We start from the raw sequence: 12,823 nt of genomic DNA, 5'->3' as shown, positions 1-12,823 counted from the left end.
CATGAAACCACAACGTATTTTTATCACTGGCGGCGCCAGCGGTTTAGGCTTTGCTTTGGCGCAAATCTGCGCCAAGGGTGGTTGGCAAGTTTGTATTGGCGATCGCGATATTGACCGCGGTGAAGCAGTTATAGGTAGTTTGCAAAAATGGCAACCCAGTGCGCTGTTTGTGCCGTGCGATGTCACTCGTATGAATGACCTAGAAAGCGTCGCCAAGCAGTTGCAGGAGCAATGGGGTGGCGTCGATGTTGTAGTAAACAATGCTGGGGTAGCGCAAGTTGGCAAAATTGCCGACACCACGCTAACTGACTGGCAATGGATAATTGATATTAATTTGCTTGGCGTGGTGCGTGGTTGCAAGGTATTCACACCACTATTTAAGCAGCAAGGCCATGGTTATTTTGTCAATGTGGCGTCTATGGCAGGCTTACTAGATGTACCGAACATGAGTGCATATAACGCCACCAAAGCGGCTGTAGTTAGCTTGTCTGAAACGCTGCAAAACGAGTTAGCCAAGGACAATATTAACGTAACTGCCGTGTGCCCGAGTTTTTTTAGAACCAATTTAAACCAAGGCATGCGCTCAACTATTGACGGTATGGATGCCAAACTCGATAAACTCATGAGTTCTAGTAAGCTCAATGCTGTCGACATTGCGCAGCTGATTATGAAAGCGGTTGAGCGCAAGAAGTTTTTGGTGCTGCCCCATCGCCAAGGGCGCATAGCGTGGTACCTAAAACGCTGGTTGCCACGCCGCTGGTACCAGAAAATGCTTTACTCGCGAATTAAATGAAACGCGCGTTGGCGACCATTTAAATACTGTACGCGTTCGCCATCATAGAACGCGTCTTCTTCCAACATAATGACCACGTCTTGCTGCCAGCTTTCACTGTAGGTGGTATTGCTTAACTCTATTGAATAGGCTGTATTGGCAAACAACGGGTAGTCCCCTGTCCCTTTGGTGTCCGCTTGATTGTCCCACATACCAATGGTGGGGCCCGAACCATGACCGTAGTAACCAATTGGATGACTATAAATAAGCGGCCGTAACTGCTCAGATAGCGCTTTTGAACGTGCTTGCGCCAACACTTGGTTACCGGTGCGCCCTACGTTGAATTGCGCAGTAAGAATATCTTGCAACTTGTTGCCGTTCTGCAGTGCCTGCCGCAGTGAAGCCGGCGCCTCTGTCTGGCCTTTTGGCAGCACATAGGCGTGTTGCTGAGTGTCAGTATTCAGGCGCAAGTATGTTAAGCCTATATCTACATGCAGCAAGTCACCTGCCTGTACCACCTGATTGCTCAACCGTGGGGTTTTATTGCCTTGACGTTGCAAGGTAACCGTAGGAGGAAACCACGCGCTTAAGCCGCGCTGTTTAATTGCATTTAAAAACCACCATTCAATATCGCTCGTAGTGGTTTCACCTACTTGTACCACCGCATTAGAAAAGCCTTCGGCTATAATGTCGTGGGCAATACTTACCGCCTGTTGGTAATGTGGTACTTCTTCGGCAATGCGTGTCTCTAGCCAACCCACAGCCAATGCCTCGGCACTGACAAGACGTTGCGACTGCTCTGGCGTGAGATTCAGTATCAGTTCACGATAATCTGTTAAGGTTAAGCCATCGGCTTGAGCAAAGTCCGTTGACGTATTTATCCCAATGCGGCGCGGTTGACGCTCACTAATTATGACTTGCAATGCTTGCCATTGATTTGGTTGTTGCTCAGGGTTCCACGCTTTTCGGAACACATCACCAACGTCATAGCGTGCAACCGCAAGTGCTTCCACACCGAGATCAACACCATTGGCGTCTATACCACGATCAAAAAACACCAAGATTGTTCGCCGCCGCGCCGAAAACCAGTCACTGGGCAATAACGTACGAAGTACTGGGTCTTCATTGTACTCACGGCTGATCAATAACCACATGTCAATGTCAGCACGGCGCATTAGCTGAGGTAACAGTTGCTTCACCCGTTGCTGCAACAGCTGATCAATCAGTTTGGCTTGCTGCTCAGCAGGCACGTACTGTGATGATGGCTTGGCAGCAATCGAGAACGGCACCATTAGACACGCCATAAATATCAAAATGACTAATCGATTAGTGTTGTGAATACTCATTATCTTCCTCAATTACATAACAATAATGAATGGCTGTAATTAATTTAATAAATTTGTCGAATACTGCCGCGCGTTCTAGCCTTGAATTATTAACACATGAACAACAAACGGACGGATTATGACCCATTTAAACCATGACAACGCGCCACACGCTGTACTTACTATGCCGTCACTTGATGGTGTTGCACAACAGTTGATTGATGCACAAGCGCAACAATTTTTAGTTGAATTGGTCCGCCGGTTTCGCCCACAACTTGAGCACGTTCTTAAGTTACGGGCACAACGCCAAGCTAAGATTGATCAAGGTACTCTGCCAGATTTTGATCCAACGACTAAGAATATTCGCGAAAGCGAATGGCGCATAGCTGACCTGCCAAAAGATTTGACCAAGCGGCGCTTGGAAATCACCGGCCCCGTTGACCGCAAAATGGTCATCAACGCGCTGAACGCTAACGTTGACTGCTACATGGCCGACTTTGAAGATTCCCAGTCACCCACATGGGACGGTGTGTTGCAAGGCCAAGTAAACTTGTATGACGCCAATAGAGGTGAGCTTGAGTACACTGACCCAGCTAGCGGCAAGCACTACCAATTAAAACCCAATCCCGCCTTGCTGATTGCCCGCGTACGCGGCCTGCATTTACCTGAAAAACATGTACTCGTTGACGGAGATCCGATACCGGGTGGGCTATTCGACTTTGCCTTATATTTTTATTTGAACTATCAACAGCGCATTGCCAATGGTATCGGTGTGTACTACTACGTACCCAAACTTGAGCACAGCGACGAAGCCAAATGGTGGGCTGACGTATTCACCTTTACCGAAGACTACTTCAAACAGCCTCGCGGCACTATTCGCGCCACCATTTTAATTGAAACCCTACCCGCGGTGTTTCAAATGGATGAAATATTACACGCCATGCGCGAACACATTGTGGCACTAAACTGTGGCCGTTGGGATTACATTTTTAGCTACATTAAAACACTAAAAAATCACGCCGACCGAGTACTGCCCGATCGCCAAGTAGTGACCATGAATCAGCCATTTCTGAATGCCTACTCGCGGCTATTGGTCAAAACTTGCCACCGCCGTGGTGCCTTAGCTATGGGCGGTATGGCCGCGTTTATTCCCAGCAAAGATCCACAAGAAAACGCCACCATTCTCGCCAAAGTGAAAGCCGACAAAGAACTTGAGCGCGATAACGGCCACGACGGCACATGGATTGCACATCCAGGCCTTGCGGATACGGTTCGTGAAGTGTTTGTTGATGGATTACCCGGCAATAATCAGTTGCACATTCTGCGCGAAGGTGATGCGCCAATTACCGCGCAAGAGTTGTTGCAACCGAGCCAAGGCGAGCGCACTGAGCAAGGCATGCGCACCAACATTCGCGTGGCGTTGCAATATATTGCGGCATGGATTTCTGGCAAAGGCTGCGTGCCCATCTACGGCTTAATGGAAGACGCCGCGACCGCCGAAATTTCTCGTACCTCTATTTGGCAGTGGATTAAACACGGCAAAACCCTCGATAACGGCAACGTTGTCACCAAACAGCTGTTTCGCGACTACTTGCAACAAGAAGCGGCTGTGGTACGCAAAGAAGTAGGCGAACAACGTTGGGCCGATGAGAACTTTGCCAAAGCGACACAGCTACTTGAAGACATCACCACAGCGGACGAACTCGTCGAGTTTCTGACGCTACCTGGTTACCAATTACTTAACTAATTCCAATCAATACGAACCATAAAACAACATAAACTTACAGGACAACACCCATGACTACTGTTAACTTAAATCACGCAGAAGCGGCAAAACAACTTGAACAAGATTGGCAGACTAATCCTCGCTGGAAAGGCGTCGAGCGCACTTATTCGGCACTTGATGTAGTGCGCCTACGCGGCAGTGTGCAGCCTGAGTGCACCTATGCACAAAACGGTGCCGCCAAACTCTGGCGCCTAGTAAACGGTGCCGCGCAAGAAAAGTTTGGCAAGAACTATGTTAACGCTCTAGGTGCGCTAACCGGTGGCCAAGCTGTGCAGCAAGTGAAAGCGGGCTTGCAGGCCATTTATCTTTCGGGCTGGCAAGTGGCTGCTGATAACAACACCAGTTTAAGTATGTATCCAGACCAGTCACTCTATCCGGTTGATTCGGTGCCTACGGTAGTTGAACGCATCAACAATAGTTTTGCCCGCGCCGACCAAATTCAGTGGTCTAAAGGTGTCGGCCCTGAACAAGAAGGCTATGTGGACTATTTTGCGCCAATTGTGGCCGATGCTGAGGCAGGCTTTGGTGGCGTATTGAACGCCTACGAATTGATGCAAGCCATGATCCGTGCAGGGGCAGCCGGTGTGCATTTTGAAGACCAGCTAGCCAGCGTGAAAAAATGCGGCCATATGGGCGGTAAAGTACTAGTGCCAACACAAGAAGCTGTGCAAAAACTTATTGCGGCACGCCTTGCTGCTGACGTTGCTGGCGTACCCACACTTATTCTTGCACGCACCGATGCTAACGCTGCTGACTTGCTAACCTCTGACGTAGACCCAAATGACCAACCGTTCTGCACCGGCGAACGCACCGCGGAAGGCTTTTATCGAGTTAACGCTGGCATTGATCAAGCCATTTCGCGTGGTTTGGCTTATGCGCCATATGCTGACTTACTGTGGTGTGAAACAGCGAAGCCCGATTTGGAAGAAGCGCGCAAATTTGCTGAAGCCATTCACGCCAAATATCCTGGCAAGCTATTGGCCTATAACTGCTCGCCAAGCTTTAACTGGAAGCGCAATCTCGATGACGCCACTATTGCTAAGTTCCAGCGTGAGTTGGCAGCAATGGGTTACAAATTCCAGTTTATTACCCTAGCCGGTGTGCACAACATGTGGTACCACATGTTCGAGCTAGCCTATGACTATGCCCGCAACGACATGTCAGCTTATGTGAAGCTACAACAGCAAGAGTTTGGCGCAGCTGATAAAGGCTATACATTTGTGGCTCACCAACAAGAAGTTGGCACGGGTTACTTTGATGAAGTCACCAATGTCATTCAAGGCGGCAAGTCTTCTGTAACGGCGCTTACCGGCTCAACTGAAGAGGAACAGTTCAAAAAACCGGCGTAAGCTTCGGTTTACAAATACCTCTTAAGGATTACCACAGAAAATAATGAGTATAAGCCGCCAAGTAAGGGCTCTTGGCGGCTTTTTTGTGTTAGTATGCGCGCGCCTGAACAGCTCACCCTAAAAATTTGACTGTTCGTCTCCTGAAGCCTCACATGTTGAAGGAATAGCAACTCATGTGGAAACTATTGTTATTGCTTTTGGGCGCAAGCCTTTTCTCTCCCGCTGCCTTTGCAGCCGCTGGTCAACTTGACCTGACAACCGCAAATGTTGGCATTGCCGCCATTATCATTTTTACCATTGCGTATATTCTGGTCATGGGCGAAGAACGCCTGCACATGCGTAAGTCTAAACCGGTATTGGTTGCCGCCGGCTTAATCTGGATTATGATCGGCTTTGTGTACATGCAAAACGATTTACCAGGGGTGGCAGAAGACGCATTTCGTCACAACTTGCTCGAATTTGCCGAATTGATGTTGTTCTTGTTGGTGGCGATGACGTACATCAACGCCATGGAAGAACGCCGTTTATTTGACGCTTTACGTGCATGGATGATCAAAAAAGGCTTTAGCTACAAGCAGCTATTCTGGCTTTCAGGCTTCTTAGCATTCTTTATTTCACCCGTTGCTGACAACTTAACGACTGCCCTACTCATGTGCGCTGTGGTGATGAAAGTTGCCGATGGCGATAAAAAGTTTATTAGTATTTCTTGCATCAGCATTGTTGTTGCCGCCAACGCTGGGGGTGCTTTCAGCCCCTTTGGCGACATTACCACGCTAATGGTTTGGCAAGCTGGTATGGTTGAATTCCAAGAGTTCTTTGTGCTGTTTATTCCGTCATTGCTGAACTATTTAGTGCCAGCGGTGATCATGAGCTTCTTTATTGAAAACCGTAAACCTTCAGCAGTATACGAAGAAGTTGAATTAAAGCGCGGCGCATTGCGTATTACCATCTTATTTTTACTGACCATTGCCACCGCGGTAGCCTGCCACATGTGGCTACACTTACCGCCGGTACTGGGTATGATGATGGGCTTGGGTTACTTGCAGTTCTTCGGTTACTTCTTACGTATGACGTTACCAGGTTCTTTGGCGCGCAAACGTGCCATGGCCGAGCGCGCCGGCGATATGGCGCGTTTAGAACGCTTGGGATCAGTGGTTCCGTTTGACGTGTTTAGCCGGGTGCAACGTGCCGAGTGGGACACCTTGCTATTCTTCTACGGTATTGTGATCTGTGTGGGTGGTTTGGGCTTTATGGGATACTTGTCGCTGCTTTCAAACACCTTATATCTAGGCTGGAATCCAACGATTGCTAACGTAACACTGGGCGTCATGTCAGCCGTTATCGATAACATTCCAGTCATGTTTGCGGTGCTATCCATGCAGCCAGACATGTCACACGGTCAATGGCTGTTAATTACCCTAACTGCGGGTACTGGCGGTAGCTTGCTGTCGATTGGTTCAGCTGCAGGCGTGGCACTTATGGGCCAAGCACGTGGCTACTACACCTTCGCTAGCCACCTGAAGTGGACACCGGTTATTGCTTTAGGCTATATCGTCAGTATTCTTGCCCACATGTGGTTAAACGAGCACTTGTTCACCGTATTTAACCACTAATGCTTAGCGAATAACGTACTCACTCAGAAACCGTGCGCACACAACGCATAAAGCGCACGGCTTCTGGGTACGGAAATACATCAGTAATCACACCTTGGCGCAGATTTTCTTGTTGCTGTTGCCAATAATTCGCTTCAATTAATTCCGGATGGTAATGCAATAGTATGCTGCGTAATGCCGGCTGCGGCACAGCAAAAGTCGCCAACTGCTCGGGAAAAACGTCATTCGGTGCAACTGCATACCACGGCTCCGGTGCCATCATTTGTTCGTAAGTTTCTGCTTTCGGTAACGGCCGAAAATTCATTTCTGTCAGGTATTGCACTTCATCATAGTCATAAAACACCACCCGTTTATGGCGCGTTAAACCAAAGTTCTTAAGTAGCATATCACCAGGGAAAATATTCGCCGCCATCATGTCTTTAATGGCCTGCCCATAATCGTTCATCACCGCTTCTATTTCGGCTTCACTGGCGTATTCAAGGAAAATATTTAATGGTGTCATGCGGCGTTCAACAAACAGTTGGCTAATTACCAATTGCTCGTTTTCAATGGTGAGGCTACCGGCCACGGTTTGTTTCAATTCTTCAAGTAAATCGGGAGCAATGCGGTTTAATGGAATGGCCACGTTGGCAAATTCGTAGGTGTCGGCCATACGTCCAGCACGGTCATGGCGCTTAACCATGCGGTAGCGGTCAATAACCGTTTGCCGGTTCATTTGTTTGCCACCGCCAAATTCATCTTTAATGACTTTAAATACATACGGGTAAGAAGGCAGTGTAAATACCGTCATGACCATGCCTTTAATACCTGCGGCGGCAACTAACTGATCATTACTGGCTTCTAAGTGATGCAAAAAGTCGCGGTAGAATTCGGTTTTACTTTGCTTGTGCAAGCCAATGGCTGAATACAGCTCGGCGATGGTCTTCTTTGGCATTAAGCCTTTTAAGAACCGCACCAAAGCCGACGGCGCACGGGTGTGCACCATGAAGTATGAGCGCGCAAAGGCGAAAATAATCGCCATTTGATCGGTATCGGTAATTAATGCATCAAGGTATAGCTTGCCACTGGCATTGCGCAGCACCGGTACAATAAACGGGTAAATGCGGTTGGCACTGACTATACGTCCCACCACGTAAGCAGCTCTATTGCGAAAAAATGGCTCTTTTAGCACGTCAATGCGCAGTTGGTAGGTGGACAATTCACCGGCTGAGGTTTGTTGGCGAAACGCCTTGCGCAGCAAGCGGATATCTTCTGACAGGTCGTCGTACTGCGCACCGAAATCTATATCGCCCATAATGCGGGCCAGCGTACGTCGCATGCCTTGCACCACAGGAAAGTACGAACGAAATTCGGTTTCGAGCGCCAGCGGAATACTGTCACTTAAGGTGGTTTCAACAAAAATATAGGCGTTGTTGAAGTAACGCCGATGAAACAAGTTACAAAACACCGAGTTATAGAATGTTTCGGCAAGTTCTGCTTGCGGATGAAACTGTAAAAACTGGTGGTATAACTTACGCGTTGCTAACCACAAGTCTTCATCAAGCTCGCCTTGCGTTAGTTTACGTAAGCTCGCTGTGGTTTCTCGCACTCGTTGGTCATAAAAACTGATACGCGCCGTTGCAGCGTACTGCCCAGCATGCCAATCACCTTCGGCAAAGCGTGTTTTTGCCTGTTTGGTAACTTCTTGAAACACCGCATAGTGTTTGTGAAACCCTTGCAGAATTTTACGAGCTAGAACGCCGGCGCGCTTGTTGTCACTCATAAGTCGTGATGTGCAGCGGTATCAGTGATCAATTGGCGGAACCAGCGGTGGCCAGCATCGTGCTGCAACAACGGGCTCCAAATCATCGTCAACTCTAACGCCGGAATATCAAAAGGCGGTTTGAGCATAACCAACTCATCGTCGTCTTTGTACAACGTTGCGGCCTGCGTTGGCAAAGTGGCAATAAGGCCCTGCCGCGCTAGGTGCATGGCGACATGGTAGTTTCGCGTAAATACCCGAATACTGCGTTTATGACCCAATTTACCCAAAGCTTCGTCTACCCAACCGAGCTTTTGTACGTCGTGAGGGTCCATACCTACACCAACACCAAAACCCGTTTTACTAACCCACACATGCTCGCCCTCAAGATAGTTTTTCAGGGTATAGTTCGCAACGAGCGGGTGGTCTTTGCGCACCAAACAACTGAAATCATCTTCCCATAGGTTCTTTTGGTGAAACGATTGCGGTAGTTTTTCAAAACGGTTAATGGCTAAGTCGACTTTGCCGTTTTCAACGTCGTGAAAACTAATATCACTAGGCGTCATAATATCTAGCGCCACATATGGCGCCTGTTGGTGCAGTTTTTCTAACAACCGAGGCATCAAAGTAGATGCTGCGTAATCTGACGCCATAATACGAAATACACGGTCGCTGGTTGCAGCATCAAACTCACGGGCTGGCTGCACCATTTCTTCAACCGAATAGAGTATTTGACGCACCGGCTCTTGCATTCTCAGGGCCGTTTCGGTGGGTAACATACCTTCACTGGTGCGCACCAAAATTGGATCGTTTAACAACGTACGTAAACGTTTTAAGCCGTTACTCATGGCGGGCTGAGTAATGTTTAGTTGGGCCGCGGCTTTAGTGACATTGCGCTCGCGCAGCAGCACATCTAAATAGACCAATAGGTTCAAGTCGATGTCTTTAATGTTATTCATAGAAAAAATAAATCCCGCTATAAGAATATAGCGGGATTATAGACAGGTTTTTTCCGAGTTACACCTATTTAGGTGTGCGACTATGGTCTATTCCCAGAAAAATGGCTGACGCGGTTTAGCTTTTGGTACCAACTGGTTCATGGTTTCGGCATCAAATAAACGGCCGTTCACCATGGTATGGGTAACCCGATCGGTAACAGAAATGTCAGCTAATGGGTTGCCATCAATCACGATGATATCGGCCAGCTTGCCCTGCTCTAATGAACCAATGTATTTATCCATACCAAATTCTTTGGCTGGGTTAATGGTTGCGGTAGCAAGAGCTTCAAGCGGCGTCATACCGCCTTGCGCCATCATCCAAATTTCCCAATGTTGCGCCAAACCTTCACGTTGACCGTGAGCACCTGCCACCACATCAACACCTAAGTCTTGCAGTTTTTTCGCAACATCAGCGTTGTTAAAGTGGTTATAGTGGTTATGCGGCGCTTTTTCACGACGCACCGAGCCCACAAGTGCGTCTTGAGGCACAAATTTCGACAATTTCGGGTGCTTCCACACCTCGGTTTCTGCATACCAATAGTTCTCGCCCCAAATGCCGCCGTAAGCAACGCCCAATGTTGGGGTGTAATTCACTTCGGTTTGGCTCCAGAATTGCTCAATATCGTCATAAATTTTGGCAACAGGAATAGAGTGCTCAACTGTGGTGTGGCCGTCAGCAATCATACTCAAATTATGTTGCAACAGTGAGCCACCTTCAGGTACCACCATCATTTCAAGCTCACGGCCCGCCTGAATAATCTGCTGACGTTGATTACGGCGTGGCTGGTTGTAGCTTTTCACCGAGAAAGCACCCACTTTTTTCAACCGCTCTAAGTGGAACTTAGCATCGTCTAAATCATCCACATGCGCGGTATAACCAGGGCCGTTGGCACCGTACAAAATAGTACCGGTAGAGAAAGTGCGCGGCGCGGCAATCAAACCGGCTTTTTGCAGTTCGCTAGCAGCAAATATTTCCGTAGTGTCGTTCGATGGATCGTGAATTGACGTCACACCAAAAGCTAACGTGGCGTAAGTTTTCCAGTTTTGCTCCGGAATAATCTCGTTGTCGCCTTGCGGCCCGTGAGCGTGGCCGTCAAACAAGCCAGGCATTACGGTTTTGCCGGTGGTATCAATAACGGTTGCGCCACGCGGCACGCTCACTTCGTCAACCTGACCAACCGCAACAATTTTGTTGCCCGTAACCACTACCGCGCCGTTTTCAATCACTTTGTCGCCGTTCATGGTAATCACTTGACCACCCACAAAAGCAACGGTTTCATCATGAATACCGGCATCGGCTTCAAAGCTGATATCAAGGCCATTTGCTACTTTTTCAAAGCTGCTGTCACCGTCAATACCAAACAAGCCACTTACTGAAGCATGGTATAGCTCAGGCCCTAGCGACCAATACAGCGCACTGCCGTTGCCGCTCCATGAAATGTTTTCACCAGCGCGAACCGATAATTGCTCAACCGGAAATTGTTTGTCGTTCGGGCCAATTTTAATGGGCGCTCCGCGCTCAACAAAAGGCGTCACAAACACTTTAAAACGCTCAGCGAAAGCTAAATGCTCACCCGTTGGTGACACACGAAACTCGGTTGCGTGCTCGGCGGTATACAAGGTACGTTGTTCTTTGGTGGTTAGGTCTACGCTAATAAGCGACGGGCTTCCGTTGAACGCCATCAAGTAAACGCGGTCACTGCGCGCACCAAATTGTGGTGAGCTACCACTTTCACTTATTAACCGAGGCTTGGCGTTTTGGCTTAACGACACATGATAAACACCTGGATTTAAGCCGTAGGTGTCGGGGGTGATATAGCCGCCGCGCAACTTACGGTATACCACTGATTTGCCGTCTGGGCTGAACACCGGCTCGACAAATTTACCCGTACCAGTAGAAAGAACTGTTTCTTTGCCAGATTTCACGTCGCGGACAATGAGTTGACCTTGTTTCTGGTCATCCCACGTGGCGTAAACCAGTTTCGAACCGTCACGTGAATAGCTTGGGTAGAGCTCCCATGCACCCTCACGGTTGGTTAAACGTTTAGGTTCACCATTAGGTAGGCTACGAACATATAATTTACCCAAAGCTTCAAAAACGACCTGCTTGGCATTTGGTGCTACTTGCACCATGCGCAGCATTTTTACTTTGAACTGGTCTTGGTCAATATTTTGCTCAAAGTGCAGTGCGGTTTGCACTTTCTTGGTGGTTTCCACGCTAAACGGAATCACCCGAGTGCTTCGACTTGCAACATCAAGCTGCATGATTTTTCCGTCCGCCCAAAACACCATTTTCTTGCTGTCAGGTGTCCAGTCCATGGTTGGGTACACGCCGTGAATAGCCCAGGTTTCTTGCATGTCACGATCAAGCTGATTGTACAAACGCGTATGCTCGCCCGACTCTAGATCATACAAATATAATACGCTGTTGAAATCTTCACGTTTAATGTACGCCAAGTACTTACCGTCCGGCGACGGAGTTGGACGAATGGCGCCACCTGCACCACTTAAAATAACGTCAATGTCACCGGTTTCACGGTCAAAGCGCTTAATTTTGTAAATACCTTCTAGCGAATCTTTGCTGTAGTGGAAGGTTTTGCCTGGCGTGTCATCTTGCGAGAAATAAATGTAGCGCCCGTCTGGTGAAAATGCCGGTTCGCCGAGATCTTTCTGATCGTTCGGCCGCTCCGTTAGCATGACACCTGAACCGCCAGAGCGGTGATACATCCAAACTTCACCAGCACCCAACGAACGGCGTGCCGTGAAGTGTTTACGCGCTACAATAAATTCGCTGTCTGGGCTCCAGGCTGGGCTGTTTAACAGACGAAACGTTTCATCTGTTACTTGGCGTTGGTTGCTGCCATTAGCGTTCATTATCCAAATGTTATCGCCACCATCAGCATCGGAGGTGTACGCAATGTATTTGCCATCGGGTGAGTAAACCGGCTGCATGTTCCATGCAATTCCACCGACTAATAATTCCGCGTCGCCACCCGTGGCAGGAATGCGATAAATATCACCTAGCATATCGAACACGATGTATTTGCCGTCAGGGCTCATATCGACGTTCATCCAGGTGCCTTCGGTGGTTTTTATTTGAATGTCTTTAAACTCGCCTTGTGGGCTATTGACGTCCCATCCGTTTTCGGTTTGAGCCAAGGTTTGATGTGAATACGCAGAAAGCGCAACGCTGACCGCAAGGGCCAGCGTAGATAATTTTTTCATGGGGAAACCTTTTT

The 12,823-nt window shown here is 48.5% G+C and carries 8 protein-coding genes; 4 read left to right on the top strand and 4 right to left on the bottom strand.

From position 1 onward, the window contains the following. Position 1 precedes the first annotated feature (1 nt). Entirely contained in the window at positions 2-793 is a 792-nt protein-coding gene (locus ASC40_RS10940) for an SDR family oxidoreductase (RefSeq protein WP_055439851.1), read from the top strand. Here the strand turns inward: ASC40_RS10940 and ASC40_RS10935 are convergent. Further along, positions 775-2,118 carry a M24 family metallopeptidase gene (locus ASC40_RS10935; protein ID WP_055439850.1) on the bottom strand — a complete coding sequence of 448 codons (1,344 nt, stop codon included), beginning with the start codon at positions 2,116-2,118 and terminating at the stop codon, positions 775-777. The genes ASC40_RS10940 and ASC40_RS10935 overlap by 19 nt on opposite strands. A gap of 163 nt (positions 2,119-2,281) precedes the next feature. Between ASC40_RS10935 and aceB the strand changes: the two genes are divergently transcribed. The 3 genes from aceB to nhaD all read left to right on the top strand — a co-directional run bounded on the left by aceB (position 2,282) and on the right by nhaD (position 6,845). Continuing rightward, positions 2,282-3,844 (top strand): malate synthase A, encoded by a 1,563-nt coding sequence (gene aceB / locus ASC40_RS10930; RefSeq protein WP_245622269.1) that lies wholly within the window; start codon positions 2,282-2,284, stop codon positions 3,842-3,844. Positions 3,845-3,894: 50 nt separating this feature from the next. After that, a complete protein-coding gene (gene aceA, locus ASC40_RS10925; protein ID WP_055439848.1) occupies positions 3,895-5,232 on the top strand; it encodes an isocitrate lyase in 1,338 nt (445 codons plus the stop codon). Between the two features lie 173 nt (positions 5,233-5,405). Beyond that, positions 5,406-6,845 (top strand): sodium:proton antiporter NhaD, encoded by a 1,440-nt coding sequence (nhaD, locus tag ASC40_RS10920; RefSeq protein WP_055439847.1) that lies wholly within the window; start codon positions 5,406-5,408, stop codon positions 6,843-6,845. A gap of 19 nt (positions 6,846-6,864) precedes the next feature. Here the strand turns inward: nhaD and aceK are convergent, their stop codons facing one another. The 3 genes from aceK to ASC40_RS10905 all read right to left on the bottom strand — a co-directional run bounded on the left by aceK (position 6,865) and on the right by ASC40_RS10905 (position 12,809). Then, positions 6,865-8,607, bottom strand: a complete 1,743-nt coding sequence (gene aceK / locus ASC40_RS10915) for a bifunctional isocitrate dehydrogenase kinase/phosphatase (protein WP_055439846.1) — start codon at positions 8,605-8,607, stop codon at positions 6,865-6,867. After that, positions 8,604-9,545: a LysR family transcriptional regulator gene (locus ASC40_RS10910; RefSeq protein WP_055439845.1), complete on the bottom strand. Its 942-nt coding sequence runs from the start codon at positions 9,543-9,545 to the stop codon at positions 8,604-8,606. The genes aceK and ASC40_RS10910 overlap by 4 nt, the downstream gene beginning before the upstream one ends. Positions 9,546-9,632: 87 nt before the next feature. Then, a complete protein-coding gene (locus ASC40_RS10905; protein WP_055439844.1) occupies positions 9,633-12,809 on the bottom strand; it encodes an amidohydrolase family protein in 3,177 nt (1,058 codons plus the stop codon). Positions 12,810-12,823 lie beyond the last annotated feature (14 nt).

The organism is Pseudidiomarina woesei (assembly GCF_001418345.1).
In the GTDB taxonomy this organism is placed as follows: domain Bacteria; phylum Pseudomonadota; class Gammaproteobacteria; order Enterobacterales; family Alteromonadaceae; genus Pseudidiomarina; species Pseudidiomarina woesei.
Note: the sequence above shows the minus strand (reverse complement) of the source record. Positions and strands in the feature narration are given on the sequence as shown.